This is a genomic window from Novosphingobium rosa NBRC 15208 (assembly GCF_001598555.1).
Taxonomy (GTDB): Bacteria; Pseudomonadota; Alphaproteobacteria; order Sphingomonadales; family Sphingomonadaceae; genus Novosphingobium; species Novosphingobium rosa.
Genome location: NZ_BCZE01000001.1, coordinates 1 through 22,323 on the forward strand (window position 1 = coordinate 1; position 22,323 = coordinate 22,323).

Annotated in this window: 18 protein-coding genes; 7 read left to right on the plus strand and 11 right to left on the minus strand. The window is 62.9% G+C overall.

Annotated features, from left to right (window positions below):
• From SR3_RS00005 to SR3_RS00020, 4 genes are all read right to left on the minus strand, one after another.
• The coding region (locus tag SR3_RS00005; RefSeq protein WP_068079356.1) for a nuclear transport factor 2 family protein at positions 1-538 on the minus strand (538 nt) is incomplete at its 3' end.
• Entirely contained in the window at positions 535-894 is a 360-nt protein-coding gene (locus SR3_RS00010) for a hypothetical protein (protein WP_068079358.1), read from the minus strand. The genes SR3_RS00005 and SR3_RS00010, both read right to left, overlap by 4 nt.
• Before the next feature lie 13 nt (positions 895-907).
• The gene (locus SR3_RS00015) at positions 908-2,077 is read right to left on the minus strand and encodes an acyl-CoA dehydrogenase family protein (protein ID WP_068079360.1); all 1,170 of its coding nucleotides are present in this window, start codon (positions 2,075-2,077) and stop codon (positions 908-910) included.
• Positions 2,074-3,225 (minus strand): amidase, encoded by a 1,152-nt coding sequence (locus SR3_RS00020; RefSeq protein ID WP_068079362.1) that lies wholly within the window; start codon positions 3,223-3,225, stop codon positions 2,074-2,076. The genes SR3_RS00015 and SR3_RS00020 overlap by 4 nt, the downstream gene beginning before the upstream one ends.
• 120 nt (positions 3,226-3,345) lie before the next feature.
• Here SR3_RS00020 and SR3_RS00025 point away from each other — a divergent pair, with 120 nt between their 5' ends.
• Entirely contained in the window at positions 3,346-3,810 is a 465-nt protein-coding gene (locus tag SR3_RS00025; RefSeq protein WP_068079364.1) for a MarR family winged helix-turn-helix transcriptional regulator, read from the plus strand.
• A 59-nt stretch (positions 3,811-3,869) separates the two neighbouring features.
• Here the strand turns inward: SR3_RS00025 and SR3_RS00030 are convergent, their stop codons facing one another.
• The 5 genes from SR3_RS00030 to SR3_RS00045 all read right to left on the minus strand — a co-directional run bounded on the left by SR3_RS00030 (position 3,870) and on the right by SR3_RS00045 (position 11,330).
• Positions 3,870-6,035: a TonB-dependent receptor gene (locus SR3_RS00030; RefSeq protein ID WP_084454765.1), complete on the minus strand. Its 2,166-nt coding sequence runs from the start codon at positions 6,033-6,035 to the stop codon at positions 3,870-3,872.
• A 128-nt stretch (positions 6,036-6,163) separates the two neighbouring features.
• Entirely contained in the window at positions 6,164-8,836 is a 2,673-nt protein-coding gene (locus SR3_RS00035; RefSeq protein WP_218018729.1) for a beta-glucosidase family protein, read from the minus strand.
• 182 nt (positions 8,837-9,018) lie between these two features.
• Complete coding sequence (locus SR3_RS00040) at positions 9,019-9,825, minus strand: sugar phosphate isomerase/epimerase family protein (RefSeq protein ID WP_245653652.1); 807 nt, start codon at positions 9,823-9,825, stop codon at positions 9,019-9,021.
• Positions 9,826-10,054: 229 nt separating this feature from the next.
• The gene (locus SR3_RS31035; protein WP_157098547.1) at positions 10,055-10,369 is read right to left on the minus strand and encodes a hypothetical protein; all 315 of its coding nucleotides are present in this window, start codon (positions 10,367-10,369) and stop codon (positions 10,055-10,057) included.
• 220 nt (positions 10,370-10,589) lie between these two features.
• Positions 10,590-11,330, minus strand: coding sequence for a prephenate dehydrogenase (locus SR3_RS00045; protein ID WP_068079370.1), 741 nt, complete (start codon positions 11,328-11,330; stop codon positions 10,590-10,592).
• A gap of 325 nt (positions 11,331-11,655) precedes the next feature.
• Between SR3_RS00045 and SR3_RS00050 the strand changes: the two genes are divergently transcribed.
• Positions 11,656-12,657 carry an AraC family transcriptional regulator gene (locus tag SR3_RS00050; RefSeq protein WP_068079372.1) on the plus strand — a complete coding sequence of 334 codons (1,002 nt, stop codon included), beginning with the start codon at positions 11,656-11,658 and terminating at the stop codon, positions 12,655-12,657.
• Positions 12,658-12,712: 55 nt separating this feature from the next.
• Here the strand turns inward: SR3_RS00050 and SR3_RS00055 are convergent, their stop codons facing one another.
• The gene (locus tag SR3_RS00055; RefSeq protein ID WP_084454807.1) at positions 12,713-15,064 is read right to left on the minus strand and encodes a TonB-dependent receptor; all 2,352 of its coding nucleotides are present in this window, start codon (positions 15,062-15,064) and stop codon (positions 12,713-12,715) included.
• Positions 15,065-15,337: 273 nt separating this feature from the next.
• On the opposite strand from SR3_RS00055, the gene qhpR reads away from it, so the two are divergent.
• The 5 genes from qhpR to SR3_RS00080 all read left to right on the plus strand — a co-directional run bounded on the left by qhpR (position 15,338) and on the right by SR3_RS00080 (position 20,636).
• Positions 15,338-16,339 carry an AraC-like transcriptional regulator QhpR gene (qhpR, locus tag SR3_RS00060; RefSeq protein ID WP_084454768.1) on the plus strand — a complete coding sequence of 334 codons (1,002 nt, stop codon included), beginning with the start codon at positions 15,338-15,340 and terminating at the stop codon, positions 16,337-16,339.
• 2 nt (positions 16,340-16,341) lie between these two features.
• The gene (locus tag SR3_RS00065) at positions 16,342-17,364 is read left to right on the plus strand and encodes an AraC family transcriptional regulator (protein WP_084454769.1); all 1,023 of its coding nucleotides are present in this window, start codon (positions 16,342-16,344) and stop codon (positions 17,362-17,364) included.
• A gap of 139 nt (positions 17,365-17,503) precedes the next feature.
• Entirely contained in the window at positions 17,504-18,928 is a 1,425-nt protein-coding gene (locus SR3_RS00070) for an APC family permease (protein ID WP_157098564.1), read from the plus strand.
• A gap of 29 nt (positions 18,929-18,957) precedes the next feature.
• On the plus strand, positions 18,958-20,268 hold the full coding sequence (locus tag SR3_RS00075; protein WP_068079378.1) for an NAD(P)/FAD-dependent oxidoreductase: 1,311 nt from the start codon (positions 18,958-18,960) through the stop codon (positions 20,266-20,268).
• An 8-nt stretch (positions 20,269-20,276) separates the two neighbouring features.
• Positions 20,277-20,636 carry a cupin domain-containing protein gene (locus SR3_RS00080; protein WP_068079380.1) on the plus strand — a complete coding sequence of 120 codons (360 nt, stop codon included), beginning with the start codon at positions 20,277-20,279 and terminating at the stop codon, positions 20,634-20,636.
• 39 nt (positions 20,637-20,675) lie between these two features.
• On the opposite strand, the gene SR3_RS00085 is transcribed toward SR3_RS00080, so the two are convergent.
• Positions 20,676-22,268 (minus strand): GMC family oxidoreductase, encoded by a 1,593-nt coding sequence (locus SR3_RS00085; protein ID WP_084454770.1) that lies wholly within the window; start codon positions 22,266-22,268, stop codon positions 20,676-20,678.
• Positions 22,269-22,323 lie beyond the last annotated feature (55 nt).

Sequence of the window (22,323 nt, forward strand, 5' to 3'; positions counted from 1 at the left end):
TTTCCTCCGTGGTGGGTTCGGGTACCGAAATGGGGGCCTCGTCGTTCCACGGCCCCACATCGCGGGAAAAGATGTTGTCGGTGGTGAAGGCCGCGATGCGCCAGACGCCATCCTCGCGCGCCATCTCGATCGAAATCGCGGCGCTGCGCAGGTCGGAGCGGCCATCGCGATAGGTCGAGACCTGAAGCATCATCCAGCTGGCGCTGGCGCCCGAGCCCGGCCCTTCATGAACCGTGATGATCTCGCTCGCCAGATAATGGGCGTTCAGCACGAAATGCGGAGGGTCGGCATAGGCGCGCAGCATGCCCATGATGGCGCTGCGCCCCTCATGCCGGCCAAAGGCGCGGGCGTAACGCCCCCGCCCTGCCCAGACCGCATCGCGGGTGAACAGGGCCTCCATCGCCGCCCAGTCGGTGTCCGGTCCCAGCGTGTCGCACAGGCGGAAATAGGTGGCGACCACCAGCCGTATCGCCCCTTCCGCCTCAAGGCGTGCGACGCGCCGCGCCAGCGACGCCAGATCGGGCGGCGTATCGCTCATGCGGGGATCACCAGCTCGCGGCCGATGCGGGCTTCCACGCGCATGTACTTCCACAGGCGGTGCTCGCCCACCTCGATGGTGCGGAACAGGTTGCAGGCGGCGACCACCGTGGCGCGGTCCACCACATCGGCCATGATGTAGAAGGTCCAGGGCCAGCCATTGGGCGAGGTGCCCACCATCGTCTCGTCGTCGTCCAGCGTGCCCAGCACGGTGACGCCGGGCAGATCGCGGATGCCCTTCAGCATCTCGCCGGTGGCGGCCCAGACCTTGCCGATCTCGGCGGCGGGCAGGTCGAAGAAGTTCTGAAGCACGGCGCTGCAGAAGAGGACGCGAAGGGGTTTGGGTGTATCGGTCATGACGTAAAACCTTTCAGGGAAAACCGGGAGCATTCTGCAGGCCAAGCAACACCTTGCCCGCATTCTGCCAGGTACCTTCCGACAGGAAGGCGTGCTGGGCGACGACCAGCGCATCCTGCAACTGCCCCGCCAAAGCATGGTCGCGATAGATGCCGGTGGTACCCGAGAGGGTGAAGGCCTTCTGGGTAACATCGGCGCCTGCGCGCGCGGCATGGGTGGAGGCCAGACGCAACAGGCCGATCTGCTTGACGCTCAGCGTCTCCCCCGCTTCCAGCGTGGCCCAGGCATCCTGCGTCGCCTCATAGAAGAAGGCGCGGGCCGAGCGCAGCGCGGCTTCGGATTTGGCGATTTCGCTCTGCACATAGGCGCGGTCGGCCAGCGTGGGGGCGCCGGTGATCGAGGCACGGCCACCGGCCATCTGCGTGATCGTATCCAGAGCAGCACGCGCCACGCCCAGACCGACTATCGCCAGCACCTGCGCGGCAAAGGCCATGGAAGGATAACGATAGAGCGGGCTGTCGATGGTCGGCGTGCCACCGCGCACGAAGGTCCATTCCTCGGGCACGATCACATTTTCGACCAGCAGATCGTGGCTGCCCGTGCCCTGCAGGCCGATGACGTCCCAGTTGGGCTCGATGGTGACCTTGTGCGCGGGTATCACCGCCATGCGCGGCAGGCCGCCGTCATCGGCATCGGCAAGCTTGACCCCTACACCGATCAGATCGGCCCCGGTCGAGCCGCTGCCGAATTTCCATCGGCCGGAGACCTGAATGCCGCCTGCGACGCGCTGCGCCTCCTGCGGGGGAAAGAGCGCACCGGCAAAAATCACATCGGGGCCGTTCGCATAAAGCTGCCGCAAGGTCGCCTCGGGCAGCGAGGCCAGATACATGCAGGAGACGCCGAAGCTGGCCACCCAGCCCACCGAACCATCGGCCTGCGACAGGCGCTCGACCATCTCGAGAAAGGCCATCGGCGAGCATTCATCGCCGCCATAGCGCCGCGCCACCAGCGCGCGATAGACGCCCAGCTTGCGCAAATCCTCCACCACGTCGGCAGGCAGCTGGCCCAGCGCGGCAAATTCGGCGCGGCGGGCTTTCAGGCGCGCGATGAAATCATCATGGATGGCCAAGGCCTCCGGGGCTTGGGCCGGGGCGGTGGCATCCTGTGCAGCAGCCGCGATCATGCGTTTGTCCTTGTCGTGATATCGATAAAGGGGATGTGTCGGGCTGCCGCGCTCAACCGCGCGTCCTGCCCCTTGGCGGCGACCAGTTGCAGCGCAGCCGGACGCCCCGACGGCGTGGCCAGCGGCAGCGAAAGCGCCGGATGGCCGGAGAGGTTGAAGGGACGTACCAGCGCCGAAAGACGCAGAACCGCTGCCGGATCGCCCAGATCGTCGAGCATCGGGGGAAAGGCGGGCAGCGTGGGCAGCGCCAGAATGTCGCAAGCCGTCAGCGCCGCATCGATCGCCAGAGTGACATCGCGGCGGATGTTCTGCGCCCAGGCGATCTTGTCCGGCGTGGCCATGGCGGGCGCGGCGCGCAGCCGCGCCTCCACATCGGCCCCCAGCAAGCCGGAGGCGAGCAGATGGGCATAGGCCTCATGCGCCTCGGCGGCCATCAGGATCACTCCGGCCTCGAAAGCCTCCTGCATCAGCGGCAGATAAAATGGCCTTACGCTGTGTGGCGATGCTGTGACGGCCCCGGCCACGGCCTGAGCGATCTCTTCGTCGGCCTCGGCAATCACCGTGCCGATCCGCATCGGCCCAACCTCGGCCTGACCATAAGTCGGGTCCATCAGCGCCATGGCCCTGTCCAGCAGATCGAGCGAGCCGGCAAAGACTCCGACGCAATCCTGCGAGGAATGCACCGGATGCACGCCGTCGCGGCTCAGCCGCCCATAGGTGGACTTGAGGCCGATCACCCCGCAGCAGGCCGCAGGCAGACGCACCGATCCGCCCGTATCCGAGCCCAGCGCCACATCGACCAGCCCGGCCGCGACCGCCGCCGCCGATCCGCTGGAGGATCCACCCGCAATTCTGCCCGGATAGAGCGGATTGGGCACGGTGCCGGTCCAACCATTGATGCCGGTCATGCCATAGGCCAGCTCATGCATGGATGCCTTGGCGGCGATACGCCAACCGGCATCGGCCAACACCTGAACCACAGCGGCATGTCGCTGCGCCGGCAGACTGCCAGCCAGAGCGCGCGAACCGCAAGCGGTGACGCGTCCGGCGATGTCGATGCAGTCCTTGATCGCGACCGTCGGCTTGGTGCCCTCGGTCGGATAGGTTTCGACGAAGATGGAGGAAGGGGCGTTGAACATAGGATTCATACTGTGCTTTTTACGTGAATAGTCAACTTATTTATCACTTGCCTGTGGAACGGTATCGTGGCCAAAGGTGCTGGATATTCAGCGGCGCCATAAGGCAGCCCTTTTACAAGAGAAGAGACGATGGCTGATACGCCGGTGACCACCCCGACCGATCCCGACGAGTTCCGCATGGAGCAATGGCCATTCTATTGGCTGACCCGCTTCACCGGCCATTATCTGCACCGCATCGAGCTGACCCTGAAGGCCATCGGCCTCGACGTGCCGCGCTGGCGGGTGCTGATGTCCTTGCGCAACCGCGATGTGCTCAGCGTCAGCGAGATTGCCGATCATGCCATCGTCAAGCTGCCCACGATGACCAAGATCATCCAGCGCATGCAGATCGATGGGCTCGTCGTCTCGCAGCAGAGCGCCACCGATGGCCGCGTCACCGAAGTGCGCCTGACTCAAGCCGGGCGCGAAGCCGGCGAGCAGGCCTGGAAAGCGGCCAATCGCATCTATCGCCGCGCCTTCGAGAATGTCGAGGCGGGTGAGATCGATATGCTCAATGCCCTGTTGCAACGCCTGTCCTATAATCTGTCGGATTGATCCGCTGGCGGATACGGCGCCGGTTTTTCGAGGACCGGCGCCGCTCCCCCTCATGACTGTTACCAGTTGTAGGTCAGCTTGATGCCGTAGGTGCGCGGCGCGGCCAGAGCATAATTATAGGCGCCGAAGCTGGCATTGGCGGTGGTGATGACCACGGCATTTTCCAGATTGCGCACATAGGCCTGCAGGTTCCACCTGGCGCCTGGCGCCTCATAAGTCAGCATGGCATCGCTGCGGAAATAGCCATCGTTGCGCTGATAGCCGTAATTCTCGATGCCGAGATAGGAATAGCTTTCATAGTGGGTCTGGATACGCGGCGTCAGCTTGCCCTTGGCCACAGCGAAATCATGCTGCAGGCCCGCGTTGATCATCCAGGTCGGCGCCTGCACCGCACGGTTGCCCGCGAAATTGGTGGTGCAGGCCCCCGTGGTCGAATGCACGGTGCACAGATCCTTGAAACGGCCATGCAGATAGCTGGTCGACAGATCGAAGCTGTCACGCGGGGTCAGCGCCAGCACGCCTTCCACTTCCAGACCATAGATCTCCGAGCGACCGGCATTGATCACATAGCTGGTGCCCGCGCCCGCCGAGGAACCCGAGGGATTGACCACCGAGACCTGCTGGTTGCTGTAATTGTAGTGGAAGGCCGAAACGTTGAGCTGCAGCTTGTTGTCGAGGAAACGGTTCTTGGTGCCCGCCTCGACGGCGCTGATCGTTTCGGGCGCATAGTCGAACACGCCGGTGCCGAAGATGGTGGTGAAGCCGCCGGGCTTGTAGCCGGTGTCATACTTCACATAGACCAGATTGCGCGGCGTCACCTGCCAGTTGAGCGCGGTGTGATAGGTCACCTTGCTGCTGGCGACGTAACCATCCTGCGGCACATTGCCCGCGCCCAGGTTCTGATAGCCGCTGCGGCTCTTGGTGTCGTGGGAATAGCGGATGCCCGCTTCCGCCGTCAGCCCGTCGATCAGCTCATAGGACGCCTGGCCGAACACGCCTTCGGACCGCGCATTCACGCTGTAATCGAAGATATAGCGGTTGGTCGGCGTGCTGGAGGTGGCGTAGGTCTGATAGTAGGTGAGCAGCTTGTTGTCTTCGTTGAAGTAATTGGCGCCCATCTGCCATTTGAAGCGGCCCGTGCCATTCGAGACGAGCCGGACCTCATGCTGCTGGTCACGCGGGTTCTCGTTGGGCTGATAATAGTTGCTGGCGTTGGTGGTGCCGTCCAGATCGCGCAGCTGGTGATAGTTCATGTCGCGATAGCCGCCGATGTACATGGCGGTGGCAAAGCCCAGATCATATTCCACATCAGCCTGCACCGACTTGATGGTGTTGCTGATATACTGCGCGGGATTGCTGTGCGGAGTGCCGTTGATCTGCAGATTGGGGCGATAGCTCCTGTCCACCGTGGTGAAGGCAAAACCCTCGACCGTGGGGCCTACGCCCGACATCTTCGAAATCTGGCCGGTAACCTGGATCTTGAGGCGGTCGATCGGCTTCCACAGCACGCTCAGGCGGGCCGCGCTGGAATCGGCATCGTCGCCGTTCCGGCCAAGGCCCTCGGCCGTGCGATAGCCGTCATGCCTGGTGGTGGCGAAGGAGGCGCGCACTGCCAGCGTGTCGCTGACCGGCACGTTGATCATGCCCTGTGTGGTGAGCGCATTGTAATTGCCATAGCCCACCGAAGCGCTGGCCTCGAAATGGTCCTTGGGCTTGGCCGTGATGAAGTTGATCGCGCCGCCTGTGGCGCTGCGGCCATAAAGCGTGCCCTGCGGCCCGCGCAGCACTTCGACGCGCTCCAGATCGAAGACCGCGTCCGACAGGCCGGTGGGGCGCTGGATCGAAAAGCCGTCGATGCTGATGGCAATGGCGGGATCGGCGATTTCATTGGTGTCGCGGCTGGACACGCCACGGATGCCCACGACGACAGCGGCCGAGTTCTGACCCAGGCTGACCGAGGGTGCCAGCTTGGTCATGTCCTGAAGCGTGGCGACATTGTTGCGGGTCAGCGCCTTGGCGTCAAAGACGGTCATGGCCACCGCAGTCTTCTGCGCGGTGCTTTCACGCTTCTGCGCGGTCACCACGATGTCGCTCACGCCCGAGGCGGCAGGCGCGTCGGCGGGCACCGCAGCAGCAGGCGCGCTCTGGGCATGGGCCTGAGCCATCACCAGCAGGCTGGCGCCAGCCATCGCAGCGGCGGCTAGAGTTTTCTGCATCGTCCTCATGGTTCTTCCCCTTCTCTTCGGCGCGATCCCGTCACGCATTTATAAATTGATAAGTCAGATGAATATTCATTTATTTACGCAAACGCATGCCGCGCTGCCCCTTGGTGCGGGGCAGCGCCCTTACATCTTCACCGCTTGGAAACCTTGGCGCTCAAACGGATATCCTGAGACGAACCGCCCACCAGAACAGGCCTTTCGCCCGGCACAAATGTCCATGCATGCGCGCTGCTGTTCCAATATTGCAGGCTGCGGGCCGGGACATGCACCGTCACCATCCGGCTCTCACCTGGGGCCAGCGTGATACGGTCAAAGCCTGCCAGCGCCTTGATCGCGACTGGCGCGGGCGAGGACTGAGGCGCCCCCAGATAGACCTGCGCCACCTCATCGGAAGCCATCTTGCCACTGTTGGTGACGGTGAAGGAGGTATCCAGCCCCCCGTCTCCGGCAGGCGATACCTTCAGCCCGGCATAGTCGAAATGGCTGTAGCTCAGCCCATAGCCGAAGGAATAGAGCGGCTTGACGCCCTTGCGCTCAAAGCCGCGATAGCCGACATCGATGCCTTCGGAATAGACCACCGCGCCATCGGCGGCAGGCTTGCTGCGCTCGGGATGTGCGGGGTCATGGGTGGGATAATCGGCCAAGGCCTCTCCCCAGGTGAAGGGCAGGCGCCCGGCGGGGCTGGCGCGCCCTTCCAGAATATCGGCAGTCGCCTCGCCGCCCTTGTCGCCCGGCCACCACATGTTGACCACGCCCTTCACCTTGGAGAGCCACGGCATGGCCACCGGCAGGCTGGTGTTGAGCACGACAATGGTGTTGGGATTGCGCGCGGCAATCGCCTCGACCAGCGCATTCTGGTCGCCCGGAATGCCGAAGACCGGGCTCTGGCGCACCCAGACGAAGACCACGGCCTTCTTCGCGCTGGCCGCCTTCTCGACGGCCTCATGGACATTGGCGGCCTTCTGCTCGGGCGTCATCCAGGCCAGACGAACCTGCACCGGAGCATGCGAGGTGTCGCTGAAGGTGCGCAGCTCGATGCTGTGCCTGCCAGCGCTCAGCGCCACATCGCGGCGCACATTGTCCAGCCCGTCGGTGGTGGGCAGCAGATTGTCCTGCCCCGCCTGCACCGTATCGCCATGGCGCGCGCCGGTCATGGAGGCGGTGTGCGACAGCGGCTTGCCATCCACGATCAGCTCGGCATTCGACCCCAAAACTTGCAGATAAAGCCCATAGGTGCCGGCGGCGGGCACAGTCAGCTCACCTTTCCAGCTCAGCATGCTGTCGGCCGGCAGCGCCTTACCCGATGTCGCGGTGAAATCCAGCGCGGCATCGCGGCTCACCGGCTTGCCATCCCGATAGCGCGTCAGCCCCTCACCCCAGGCCGAGGCCGGGATCGGCGTGCCGGTCATGTCATTGGCCACGGCAAAGGCGATATCCTTGCCCGGATGGCGATCCTTCAGCACATCCACAGTGCCGCGCTGGGTCGCAACGATGCCCAGCGAATGCTCGGCATTGATGCCCAGCGCCACCACCTGATTGGCGCCCGGCCCCACCAGCGCCAGTCCATCCATATCCGACGGGGCCAGGGGCAGGATACCGCCCTCATTCTTGAGCAGCACCGCCGCATCACGCGCCGTTTTGGCGATGATGGCCTCGCTTTCGGGCGCGGGGGCCAGATGGGTCGGTTGGTGGGTCTTGCCGTCCAGATAGCCGAAGCGGTTCATTTCGTGCAGCACGCGATAGGCTGCCTGATCGACCGCCTTCTGGCTCACCAGCCCGCGCGACAGGGCCGTGGCCATGTTGATCGGCGCGGGATCGTCAGGAAACTGGCCATGCATGGCCGCCGCGCGCGCGCTGCCGCCCGCCGCCGTTGCCGGCGTGCTGTCCTCGGGCATCGCCCGGCTGAAGACGTAACTCAGCACCGACATATCCATGGTCAGCGGTGCGATCGGGGCCTTGTCGCCATCGAAATAGGAACGGGTGATGGTCAACCACGGGCTGCCCTTGGGCATCAATCCGGGCATTTCCATGTCGAGCCCCGCCGTCACATCCTGCGGCTTATGGGCGCCGCCCCAATCGGAGGTGACATAGCCCTTGAAGCCCATCTCGCCGCGCAACTGGTCGGTCAGCAGCTTGTGACTGCCGCAGGCGAACTGACCCCCCACCTTGTTATAGGCGCACATGATCGAGGACACGCCAGCATCGACCACATCCTGAAACGGCGCCAGATAGACTTCATGCAGCGTCTGATCGTCGGCCACCATATTGTAGCCGGTGTTGTCATAGCCGACGAAATGCTTGGCCTGCGCCATCACGCCTTCGTTCTGAATGCCTTCGACCTGTGCGGCGCCCATTTTGCCCGAGAGGAAAGGATCCTCGCCAAAGGTGTTCCAGCCGCGCCCCACCGCCGTGTCGCGCAGAATGTTGATGAAGGGCTCAAGCACCACATCCACGCCCAGCCGCTGCGCCTCTTTCGCGATGACCTGCCCGTTGGCTTGCGCATCGGCGCGGCTGAAGGTGGCGGCCAGCGCCATGGTGGCGGGCGGAGCAATGGAAGGCTCACGCGTCAGCACGCCGGGAGGGCCATCGGCCATGCGCAGCGCGGGAATGCCAAGGCGCGCAATACCGCCCAGATAGCCCGCCTCGCCCTGATCGGTGGCGGGACCTTCCTGCACGCCCCGGATCATCTCGATCTTTTCCGCTGAGGTCATGCGTGTCACCAGCGCCGCAGCGCGGGTGTCGGTCGCGCTCTCCGCGGCAGGGGCCTGTGCCAGAGCCGAGCCCGACAGCAGTGCCAGTGCCACCGGCGCGGCAGCGACACAGCCGAGCAGTCTCGAGGTCCGGCATAAAGGGCGAGGACTGGAAAGGCGCATCAGGGACTCCAAGACTTGATAAAACAATTAGGCGAAAATTTAGTTGAATTGTCAACTCAACCCACCTGCGTCAAATACCCCATGGCGCGGCAAGTCCAACTTCGCGGTTACGGTCAGCCCTGGCGTTTCAGGTAAGCGATGCTGTCGGTGATGGCGCCCATCGGATCGTCAGAGCGATCATATTCGACATAAAAATGCTTCACGCCGGCAGCACGCGCCGCAGAGAGCAGACGCGGCAAGGGCAAGGTCCCCTGCCCGACGGTGGCGAAATCGCCAGTGGCCGACATGTCCTTCACATGGCAGCCAAAATACCGGCCCTTGTTACGCTCCAGATAGGCGAACGGGTCGCCATGGGCCTGCGTGATCCAGTAGAAATCCAGCTCCAGCTGCACAGTGCGCGGATTGGTGTTGGCAAGGATCAGATCGTAAATCAGATCGTTGCCCAGTTTCGCAAATTCACGCGCATGGTTGTGATAGGCAAAGACCAGACCCGCCTGCGCGCACATGTCGCCTGCCGTATTGAACAGCTTCAACCAGCCGTCGAGCATCGGGCGGCTGGCCATCTGCTCTTTGAACAGGATCGGCCAGACGACATAGCGCTGGCCCAGTGCATGGGCCTTAACGATGGCGTCTTCCACAATGGAAAGCGTGCGCTCCTGCGTGAAGGCGGCCAGATAGTTGGCGCGGTTTTGGTCCGTGGTGATCTCGCGCCGGGTCCAGGCTGCGAAGGAGGCATAGACATCGTCGGGCGCGATATGCTGTGATGGAGAAATCAGACCGCAGCCCTCGAAGAGCGCACGCAATTCGGCGGGTGGACGGCCGAAGCTGCCGATGGTCTCGACCTCGCGATAGCCCAGAGCGGCCAATTGGCGCAGCGTTCCAGCGAAATCCTTTTCCAGGAGAGCCAGGACAGTGAACAATTGAACACCCCAGGGCTGGCGCCGCTCAGCCGCCAATGCTGAGCCAGCCGAAGCCAGCAGGCCAGCCCCACCCATAGCTTGCAATGTTTCTCGACGGTTCATTGATTGCCTCCCCGATCGTATGGATCATCAGGCCTTCCCGGATCGCCTTATTGGTTGACCATGGCCTGCTTCAGGGATGCTGCGTCATTTTACGGTCATATTCAAGTGATTTTTATCCATATGGCATTTAGCGCGACATTGCCAGGAATGCGACTGGGGCAGGCGCCTCATCACAACACCCGCTTTTCGGCAAAACGCGCTCACAACATTGCTCGACAATGCTCATGACCGCAGGCAGACCAAACTTTGCGTCCTGGCTTGGGTATGGGCATAGTCCGACCCTCCCGGTTGGGGGAACGCCACGGAGTTCGGCGAGCGCAGCAGACAGCTTTAGCTTCGACCGGCCGATCAGCGACGATCCTTCACGAACCGCCAGCAGGAAGGTATCCGAGATCAGCAGATCCTCGGCGATGTCTGGCGAGGCATTGGGCTGCTCCTTCAAGAGGGCCTTCCTGAACGAGGCCGACAAGGCAAAGCAGCTGGAAAGCATCGATATCATTGTTCAGGATGCGCGATTTTCAGCCTGACGACGACGTTATCATTGATATGTGTTGGGCTCGCGCTTCCGCCGTCAGCGGGTGAATGAGAGTCCAACGGTGAAGATTTGCAGAATACGCCACTTCAGGATTCCGGAATGCGGCAAGCGGCGCCGAAACGTCCATTCACCCCAAGTCTTGTCGAAGGCTGTCCATTTCGGCGAAGAACGACTGTCTGGCATCCATGGCGTAAGGATTGCCATTCTCAATGGCCGCGGTCACGCCGGCCGCATCATGCCGGACCATCGAGACAGCTTCCCACAACAGGTCGAAGCTGCGCGTGGTGATACGCCGCGGCGCCTCGAGAGGCAGCAAGGCTCTGGCAATCAGATGGGTAAGCCCCTGAGTGTAGGCGGCTTCCCGATCATGCTCTTCCGGCGTCGCCCGGATGATCCGGAGCCCCATCGCCTTGCGCAGAAACGCGGCGATACGGCGCTCATCCGTGCCGCGTATCGGGCACATCACCAGCTTGAGGCCAGCGGCACCGCCCTTGATGCTTTGCGGGCCGAACAGGGGATGCGTGGCGATGAGCGAGACATGCCGGGGCAGCAGCGTCGCCATGATCCGGGCCGGTTCGACCTTGACCGAGCCGACATCCATCACCAACGCGCCCGGGCGAAGCAAAGGCGCGATCTGCATGCAAAGCGGCTCCAGTTCAGACACCGGCACCGCCAGGACCACAATGTCGCAGGCGCAGACGCCCCCCAAATCAGTGGGTGTAACGCCATGCGGCGCATTGGCGATGGGCAAGGCGTCCGTGGCGTGGATCTTCACGAAACCACGCATGTGTTCGGCAATCAACCGTCCGAATGCTCCAAAACCGATGATGCCAAGTGAACGGTGATCCAACGGGGCAGACCGTGCCATAAGACGATGCTTTCATAAGAAAGCTGTCAAACCGGCCTTGCCTTGGGAACATGCAACCGCTGGTCAGACAGCGGTTAAAGGACGACACAAGACCCACCGCCAATCAGCGGTAATAATAAAGCCCGGCAAGGACGGAGGTCTTGATCATGGCCGCCAATTAGAATTCAAGCGCAACATTGTCAACGCATGACATGCCCGAGGATGAGCACCAGATGGATTCCGCTCTGACAGAATGGGCCAAAAGCCGGTCGAGCTTATCCTTCACGCTCTGCTTTATGTTCGTCCACAGCTTGCCAGCGGTTGAGGTTACGCTAGCATAAGCGGCATGACGGCCCCCACCATCTCCGCCCAGTTTCTGCGGCATATCGCCAATTGCGTGGAACTGACCGGGCAATCAACCCATGCTCTGCTGGCGCGCATCGGGTTGACGCGGGCCGATATTGACGATGCGGACAATTTCATTGCTCTAGCCGATTTCCTGAGCTTCATCGAAAGTTGCGCCACGCTGATCCGCAATCCGCAATTCGGGCTCATGGCCGGGCGACTGGTGGGCTCGGATGCCGTCGGGCCGCTTAGCCTGCTGTTTCTCAGCGCGCCGACCTTGCGCCATGCCCTTAACGGCTTCACGCGCTATTTCACTCTGATGCAGCAGGGATCGCGCATCGGTTTTGCCGAGGAGCGCCGTCTGGCGATCTATGAATATGGCATTCTCGATCCCACTTTGGGCAACCGCCGGCAGGACGCAGAATATTCGATCAGCGCCATGTTCAATCTGGCGCAGAAATATTGCGGCGGTAGCCTGTCCCTGACCGAAGTACGCTTCGAGCATGAGCGGGTGGGCGATCTGTCGCGCTATGAGGATTATTTCCAGTGCGACGTCTTCTTCGGACAGGAGCGCAATGCGCTCTACTTCCCCGAAAGCCATCTGGAGGTGCGCGGCAAGGTGCTGAGCGACAGCCTCTATCCCATCATCGACGATTATCTGGCCCGCAAGGCCAGTGTGGAACATCCGTCAACCGGTCTGGTCAATCGGCTGCGTGCGCTGATCGCCAGCTATCCACCCGGCGCGATCCCACAACGCGAGGCGCTGGCACAGCGGCTTGCCCTTTCCGAGGAGACCATGGCGCGGCATTTGCGGGCGGAGGGCTTCTCGCTGCGTGCATTGGTGGCAGAGCGGCGGATGGATGCCGCGGCCTATTTGCTGCGCAACACCGGCCAGTCGGTGGCGGAAATCGCCCATGGGGTCGGCTATACCGAAAGCGCGAGTTTTATCCGGCGTTTCCAGCAGCATTTCGGATCGTCCCCCGCGCGCTATCGGCGCGGGTAAAAGAACGCCATCACCCCGGCAAGCCGGAATGATGGCGCCAGTCAGGGTAGAGGATTTACCATTTCACCGTCGCGCTGATGCCATAGGTGGCAGGCTTGGCATACATGCTCGTGGTGCCCAATGCGCCAAGGTTCAGCGTGTATTCGCGGTAAGCCTTGTTGAAGATGTTGCGACCAAAGACTTCCACCGAAAGCTTTTCATTGCGCGCCGTCCAGGTCAGCGAAGCGTTGGAGACATTGTAGGCTTTCTGAAGCGAGGACAGACCATTGGTCACCTCCAGATATTGATTGTCATACCATGCACCGTCGAATTGCCCTGCGAAATTGCCGATCGGCGTATCGCGGTCATAGCGGAACACATAGTTTACGCTGAACTTCGGCGCGTTGGGCAGCTGCGCGCCGGTGATTGTCTTGACCGGATAATTGCAGACGTAATTATCGCCAACCTGCGTGCAATATTGCGGCACGGTTGCGCCCGGCACGGCGGAGAAAGTCTCGGTGCCAACAGCCTTGACAGCATTGACCCGGCTGGTCTCCCAAGTCGCACCCAGATTGACATTGACATGCGGCATGGGGGTCAGGAAGGTTTCCAGCTCGACACCCGTTGCCGTAGCATTGCTGTTGCTGACCTGAGGCGTGCCGCCCAGCAGAGCAAACACCTGATAATTGGTGTAGATATAATGATAGAGCGTGGCGTTCGCGCGGATCGTCTTGCTATCATTGGCCCATTTCGCGCCCGCTTCCAGCGCATTGAGCACCTCGCCCTTGTGCTGGAAGTTCTCGGGCGTGACATTGGGGTTCAGCGTGAAATTGCCGCCCTTGATGCCACGGTTCCATGAAACGAAGAACAGCGTGTTCGGCGCCGCCTTGTAATTCAGCGTGGCACGCGCCGCCCAATCCCCCTTCACGATGCTGTCCACGCCGGGAATTACTGCATCAAAGCTCTGGTTGGTGGCCAGAACGGCGGTCTGTCCGCTGTCATTGATCACCGAGTTGTAAAGAACGTGCTTGTTGTCCTTCGAATAGCGCAGGCCGCCGATGAAGGTCAGTCTATCGGTCAGATCATATTCGCCATGACCGAAGATCGACCAGTTCTTCGACGACAGACGATAGGTCTCGTCATCCGCCGGATTGTTGCCCGGCAGGCCAAGCCCGAGCGAAGCCCCCAGCACCGGCTGGCCGGTCGTCACCGAATGGCCACGCACCAGCATGTCGAGGTAATAGAGCCCCGCCTGCCAGCGGAAGGGGCCCGACGCCTCGCCCGAAAGCCGGAATTCCTCGCTGAACTGGGTGTAGCGCGCCTGGCTCTGATACTTGATGATGTCGAGCGAGGTGCCGTCGCCATCCTCTTGATACTGCTTGGTCAGCCAGGTGTAATTGGTGATGTTGGTCAGCTTGGCGAAGCCAAGATCGTACTGCAGCTTGCCCTGATAGATGTCTGTCTTGCGGCTGAAATCACCCGGCGTGTTCGAATAGTTGGTCCATGGGCTGGCCTTCTGGCCGGTGGCGCCATTGATCACCCCGCCCATGCCGTTGGAAAGACCAGCCGCATCGGTCGTGCAATAGCCGCTGTCGAGCATGTTGCAATTGTCGAAGACATAACCGCCGGTGGCGACATGGTCGTCCTGACTGTGCTTGTACCAAAGGTCCAGCTTGCCTCGGCTGCCCAAATCCGCCTGGATCGTGCCACGCAGCGCCCAGCCATTCTCGCCGCCCAGCGCCTGACCATCGCTGCCCGCCCCCGGCTTCACATAGCCATCGGCCTTGGAGACGCGGCCCGCGACGCGGAAGCGCACCCCATCGATAATGCCGCCGCCCAGCGCGCCTTCGACGGAGCGATGGTTGAACCGTTCCCAACCGGCGGTGACATAGCCGTTGAGCTTGCTCTTGGAAGCATCCTCGCTGACATACTGGATCAGCCCGCCGGTGGCGTTACGCCCGAACAAGGTGCCCTGCGGCCCTCGCAAGACTTCCACGCGCTGCACATCGAAAAGCTGACCGGAAATGCCGTTCATCGACCCCATATACGCATCGTCGATATAGACCGCGACCGGACTCTCCAGATAATCGGTGAAATTGTTCTGCGAAATACCGCGCAAGTTGAAGATCGTCACATTGGGCGACCAGGCGTTGAGTTGCAGCCCCGGGACGTGCTGGGTGATCTGGGTGGTGTCGGTGATGCCCAGTTTCCTGATCTGGTCACCCGAAAAGGCAGTAATCGCAATCGGCACCTTCTGTACATTTTCGCTGCGTTTGTTGGCGGTGACGACGATATCGCCGAAACCGCCCGACTGCGGCGCGGCCTGCGTTCTGGCGCTGTCCTGAGCGGCGGCAGCATCCTGCGCCTGCGCCAGGCCACCATAAGCCAGCGCGGCCAGAGCCGTCGTCAGCGCCAAAACATCCCTCATATGCTTCATCCCGGAACTCCTGCTGAACGGTAAGATCGCTCCTGCGGCACCACTTTGCGTGGGTCTCGCCATCGTCCATGCTGGTTTTCGTCGGGTCAGGCTTGCCCGATCCGGCCAAACAGGCGGCAGGGGCAGGTGATCCGGCCTTCTCTGGGTCAAATACCCCATGCATCCCGAAAATGCTAATTTACGACCGAAAAAATCAATCGGTTTTGCCGATCCGGTTATAACCTTCTGCTCAGCAAGAAGAAGAAACGGATTCGGGAGAACACCATGATACGCGCCAGCGTAAGATCCACCGCGCTCCATGGATGGCATGACATGCTGGCGGTGAAAGGCCATCAGTTGGGCGAGAACATCGCGGAAAACCCGCATTCGCCGCGCAGCGACATGATGTCTCTGCAGGATTTTGTCAGCTTTTCCGAAGGCGTTGTGCAGCAGGCGCGCGATGTGGCCATTCCCTGGCTGGTGGGCACCCATTACGATCTGGTCAATCTGGGGCAGATCGGCCCGGCGATCCTTTCGGCCAACAGCGTGGGCGTGGCGCTGCGCCGTCTGGTCGATTACTTTGCCCTGCTTCAGGACAGCACCGACATCGCCCTGCATCGCGACGAGCAGAGCGCCACCGTCAGCTACCGCATTCTCAGCCCCGATATCTGGCCGCGCCATCAGGATGCGATGTTCACCCTGGGCATCGTGTCGCAGCTCCTGCGGCAGGGTCAGGGCTCGGGCTGGGACCGCATCAACTTCGCCTTCGAGGCCGAGCGCCACGATATGCGCGGCGACATCGGCCAGGTGCTGAACGCCCCCTGCAGCTTCGGCGCGGACACCAACCAGATCCGTTTTCCTGCCGCTTTCCTTGATCTTGCCCTGCGCGCCGAACCGCAGCACAGCGATGTCGGCGCGCTCAACCGCGCCATCGCCCAGCAGCGCCGCCAGACCCCGATCATCGACCGCATGGCGCAGCTGGTTTTCCGCGATCTCAACAGCTTTGCCGTCGATCAGGCCCGTCTGGCGCGCGAAATCGGCATGTCGGACCGCACCATGCGCCGCAAGCTTGCGGACGCGGGCAGCTCCTATCAGCAGGTGCTGGATGAATGCCGGATGCGCCAGGCCGCTTTCGAGTTTCAGACGCGTCCCGAACTGTCGATCGCCCAGATCGCACTGCGGCTGGGCTATGCCGAACACAGTAATTTCACCCGCGCCTTCCAGCGCTGGAGCGGCATGGCCCCACAAACCTACCGCGCCCAGCTGGCGCAGCATCGGGCGCAATAGGCATGGCCAGCCTTCATCCGCAACCCGGCGCCATCCGCGCCATGGCGCTGATCCGCATCGCCGAGGATCTGGCGCAGCATCGCGCCGGGCTGGAGCCGGTGCTGTCGCGCCGCAGCCTTTCGCTGACGCAGCTGAAAGATCCTTACGCCCTCCTGCCGCTGCATGACTATGTCCAGATCTTCGAGGAACTGGCCGCGCTCGCCGCCCGCCCCGCGCTGGGCGCGATGATGGGCCAAAGCCACCGCCCCGCCGATATCGGGCCGGTGGGCATTCTGTTTTCGCTCTCGGCCTCCCCGGCCAGAGGATTCGAGCGTCTGGCCCGGCTTCTGGCCGCCTTTCAGTCGGGCACCAATGCCGCTCTGGTGCGCAACGGCGCGGAAACCTCATGGGTCTACAAGCTGAACCGCGCCGATATCTGGCCAAGGCGGCAGGATGCCGAATATGCCATCAGCGCCACCTGCGCCATGGTGCGTTCACTGCGCGGCACATCGTGGAGCCCCATCGAGGTCCAGTTCGAGCATGTGGCCCCCGCAGACCCGCAGGTGCTGCTGATGCTGCGCAACATTCTCCGCTGCCCGATCTCTTTCGGCCATGCCGCCAATGCGCTGGTGATGGACAGCCGGGAGATGGACCAGCCCTGTCACCGTGAGGACACCGCGTTGATCGCCGTGCTGGAACGCCATCTGGCTGACCTCCACAGCCAGACCGCGCAAAGCGACACGCTGCGCCAGCGGGTGGAGGCCGCGCTCGATCTGCTGCTTGGCCAGCGCAGCGTCACCTTGCCTCTGGTGGCCTCAACCCTCGGCATGCCTGCACGCACCCTGCAAAGGCGGCTGAATGCGCAGGGCCTGACCTTGCGCGTGATGCTGCGCGAAAGGCGCCTCGCCACGGCTGAGCATCGCCTGAGGCAAGGCGACACCTCCATCACCCAGATGGCGCAAAGGCTGGGTTACGCCGATCCCACCTCTTTCTCGCGCGCCTATCGCCACTGGACGGGGGATGCGCCATCGCGCCGCCGCGCCTGACGATTGCCTCGCGTGACACAGAACGTGGCGCAATTTGCCACGCACTTGTCGCACAATGCCATTCCAGCCCTCGCCCGCAGCGCCTAACATCCCGCCAAGGAAACACTGCAGCGAGAGGGCCAGTTCAAGGACAGCTATGATGGAACAGCCATCACTCTCCCTTTCCGCCGATGGACCGCAGGCGCTGACCGGCTCGATCGGTGTCGGCCATGTGGTCTTCTTCGTGGTGGCCGCCGCCGCGCCGCTCACCTCGGTGGTGGGCGCCTCACCCGCCGCTTTTGCTTTCGGCAATGGCGCGGGCGTGCCCGGTACCTATGTGCTGGCAGGCCTGCTCTATCTGATGTTTTCGGTGGGCTTTACCGCCATGAGCACGCGCGTGCGCGCCACCGGCGGCTTCTTCCTTTACATTTCGCTGGGGCTCGGCGTGCCGATGGGCATGGGCGGGGCCCTGGTCTCGATCCTCACCTATATGGCGATGCAGTTGGCGGTGCTGGCGCTGGCCGGTGTTTATATCGGCCATGTCGCGCAAGGGCTGGGGGTGATGCTGCCATGGTGGGCCTATGCCGTGGCGATCATGGGCGTGGTGATGGCCGTGGGCCGTCGCAAGATCGAGTTCAGCGGCAATCTGCTGGGCTTTTGCATGCTGGCCGAAATCGCCATTCTGCTGCTGCTCGATCTGGGCATTCTGCGCCATGGCGGCGGCCCTCAGGGCATCACCTTTACCGGCTTTGCCCCGACTTCGGTTCTGGCGCCCGGGCTGGGCGTCTCGATGGTCTTCGTGATCGGCTCTTTCATGGGGTTCGAGGCGACCGCGCTTTTTGCCGAAGAGGCGCGCGATCCGGCCCGCTCGATCCCGCGCGCCACCTATCTGGCGGTGGGGCTGATCATGAGCTTCTACGCCTTCTCCACCTGGACCATCGCCCAATTCTACGGCCCGGCCCATGTGATGCAAGCCGCCCATGCCGGGCTCGACAGCTTCTTCTTCCGCGCCAGCGACGCCATTCTGGGCAGCTGGGCCACAGACACCATGCGCGCCCTGTTGATCGTCAGCCTGTTTGCCTGCGCGCTGTCATTGCACAGTTCGATCAACCGCTATCTGCTGGCGCTGGGCCGCGACGGGCTGCTGCCCCGCGCGCTGGGCCGGATCGACGCCCGCCATGGCGCCCCGGTGATCGCCGGCGTCGCCCAGACGCTCAGCGCTCTCGTGCTGGTGGCATGGATGGCGTTGGCGCATCTCGATCCCTATGCGGTGGTCTTCGGCTGGGCCTCGGCCTTTGCGGTGCTGGGAATTCTGATGGTTCAGCTGGTGGTCTGCTTCGCCATCGCCCGCTATTTCCACCGGCGCGATGAAAGGCCCGCGCGGCTGGTCTGGCTGCTTGCTCCCACCTTGGCCGCGACCGGCCTGCTGGCCTGCATCGGTGCCGTCATCGCCAACCTTCCCTTGCTCGCGGGCAGCGACAGCCCCGTCATTCGCACCTTTCCCTATGCGATCGCGCTGGTGTGGTTGCTGGGCGTGATCCGCGCCCGCCGACGAAAACACGCCCCCCTGCGCGCCTTCGCCTGACACCTTTCCAAATTCAACGGAGACTGGCCATGAGCACCATCTGGCAGCGCCTCGACGCGCCCAATTACTACCGCGCCACCAGGAAATATGATCTGTCCTTCCCGGCGCTGGACGGCGATCTGGATGTGGACATTGCCGTCATCGGCGGCGGCTTTTCCGGCATCAACACCGCGCTGGAACTGGCCGAGAAAGGCTTCACCAACATCGCCGTCCTTGAAGGCAAAGTGCTGGGCTATGGCGGCACGGGGCGCAATGGCGGCCAGGTGATGGCTGGCATCGGCCATGACATCAACGCCGTCTCCAAACATGTCGGCAAGGAAGGCATGGAGATGCTTTTCCAGATCTCCACGCTGGGCGCGGGGGTGATCCGTGAACGTGTGGCGCGTTACGGCATCGATGCCGATCTGTGCCGGGGCTATGGCTATCTTTCCTACAACAAGCGCCAGACCGCAACCTTGCGCAAATGGATGGACGAGTTCACCCAGGCCGAACCCGACGAGGACATCCAGCTGCTGGAAGGCAAGGATGTGCATCAGATCATCGGGTCCGATGCCTATCACGCGGTCATCAAGCATATGGGCGGCGGCCATGTGCATTCGCTCAACCTGCTGTTGGGCGAAGCCAAGGCGCTGGCCAGCCATGGCGCGAACATCTTCGAGAACACGCCGGTGCTGTCGGTGGAATATGGCAGTCGCATCACGCTGCGCACCGCTACGGGCACCGTGCGCGCCAACAAGCTGCTCTGGGCCTGCGACAGCTTTCTGCGCGGTCTGGAGCCGGAGATCTATCCGCGCACCATCAACACCCATTCCTTTCAGGTCTCGACCGAAGTGCTGCCGGAAGCGCTGGTCAAGCGGCTCAGTCCGATCCGGGGGGCCTTCAGCGATATCAGCCCGGTGATCAACTATTTCCGCCTGACCAATGAGAACCGCCTGCTGTTCGGTTCGGCCACGCGCTACATCGAATATATCCCCAAGGATTTCGCGGCATGGAACCGCGACCTGATGCTTCAGGTTTTCCCCTATCTCAAGGATGTGAAGATCGATTTCGCATGGGGCGGGCCGATGGCCTGCAGCGCCAATCTCTTCCCACAGATCGGCACGCTCTCGGGGCGGCCCAATGCCTTCTATGTGCAGGGTTATTCCGGCTTTGGCGTCACGCCCTCGCACATCGTCTGCAAGGTGCTGGCCGAGGGCATGAGCGAAGGCTCGGCCCGCTACGATCTGATGCGTTCGATCCCCCATGCCAGCATTCCCGGCAAGGACGCCTTCGCCCCCGCCCTGCTGACCGCCGCCAAGAGCTGGCACCAGATTTCCGGCTTTTTCAACGGCCGCCGTTAAGGAGAACGATGATGCATGCTTTCACCACCAACAATCACCCCGAACTCGATGCCTGGGGCACGGTGGCCGATCTGGGTTCCGAAATCCTCGAGGGCGAATGCAAGGCGCTGGGCAAGATGGTGTTCGGCGCCCCCACCGATGCGCTCTCCAGCGCCTATTTCGGCGTGACCAGGGGCAAGTTCCGCATGACCTATCCCTTCAACGAACACGCCACCGTGATCGCGGGCAGCCTGACGCTCACCGACGAGCGCACCGGCGAGGCCACCACCTACAACCCCGGCGACGGCTGGTTCGTGGAGAAGGGCACGCCGGTCCTCTGGGAGGTTCACACCGACCATTTCGTGAAGCACTATCTGGCCGTGGCCTGATCGACCGGGGCTGGCGCGAACCGCGCCAGCCCCTTCCCCTCACTGATTGCCGATCAGCAGATCGACAGCCTTTTCCGCCAGAGCGATGGTGGGCGCATTGGTGTTGCCGCTGGGCACCGCCGGGAAGGTTGAGGCGTCGATCACCCGCAAACCATTCACCCCATGCACCCGCATCCGCAGATCGACCACCGAATCCGCAGGCGACAACCCCATGCGGCAGGTGCCGACCGGGTGATACACCGTCTTGCAGGTGCGCCGCACCCATGCCTCCAGCGCGGCTTCGTCAGCCTGCGGATCGGGCGAAAAGGCGCCTTGCGTCAAAGCGCCCAGCGAAGGCGCACCGGCCACCTTCAACCCGGCCTTCGCCGCGCGGATCTGCCCGGCCAGATCGTCCGGATGGCCCAGATGATTGCCCCAGATCTTCACCCCCTCGGCAGGATCGGCGCTGCGCAGGGTCACCTTACCGCGCGCCTTGGGGCGCAGATGGCCGACCTTCAGCGTGATGCCATGGGGATGGCCGTTGGTGATGCCATCGGGATCATCCCAGCGGTCGAGCAGGGGCAGGAAATGGATCTGCACATCAGGGCGGCCCTCGCCGTTGGTGTCGATAAAGGCCCCCGCCTCTAGGATGTTGGAGGAGACCACGCCGCGCCGCGTCAGCATCCATTCCATGCCGTTGCGCAAGGCTTTCAAACCGCCATTCTCGCCATCCAGCGTGATCGGCTGCTTCGTGGCGGCGTTCACCGAGAGATGGAGATGGTCATGATAATTGCGCCCCACCGGCAGATCGGCGACAGGCGCTATCCCAAGCGCCGACAGCTCCGCCGCAGGCCCGATGCCTGAGAGCATCAGCACCTTGGGACTGCCGATCGCCCCCGCGCTCACGATCACCTCGCGGGCGGCTTGCGCCTGTGTCACACCACCCCCGGCATCATAGGCCACCCCGTTGGCGCGGCCATCCTGCACGATCACGCGGTGCACCAGCGCCCCGGTCACCACCTTCAGCCTTGGGTTGCCCGCCACCGCTTTCAGATAGGTCTGCGCGGTGCTGGCGCGCTCGCCGCCATGGGTGGTGGTCTGATACCAGCCGACGCCTTCCTGGCTCGCCCCGTTGAAGTCCTGCGTGTAGGGCAGGCCCACCTCCTGACCGGCACGGATAAAGGCGCTGGAGAGCGGATGGCGGTAACGCTGATCGCTGACCGGCAGCGGACCGTCGGTGGCGTGATAGCGGTCGCTCAGGCTCTCATTGCTTTCGGCGCGGCGGAAATAGGGCAGCAGCGAGTCGTAATCCCACCCCGTGCAGCCGTGGAGATCGCGCCAGTCGTCATAATCTTCTCGCTGCCCCCGGATGTAGATCATGCCATTGACCGACGAGCCGCCCCCCAGCACCTTGCCCTGCGCCACCCCCATGCGCCGGTTGCCGGTGGCCGCATCGGGCTCGGTCGCATAGTCCCAGGTGCGCTTGCCGATGGCGATGGGCACACCGGCGGGCATTTTGAGGAACTGGTCCCTGTCCGCCGGGCCGGCTTCCAGCAGCAACACGCGCGCATCGGTGCGCTCGATGAGACGACTGGCCACGACGCAGCCCGCAGAGCCCGCGCCGATGACGATGTAATCGAAGGTGTCACTCACGTTGAGGGTCTTTCGCAAAAGAGGCCGCCATGGGGGAGCATGGCGGCCTGTCGGG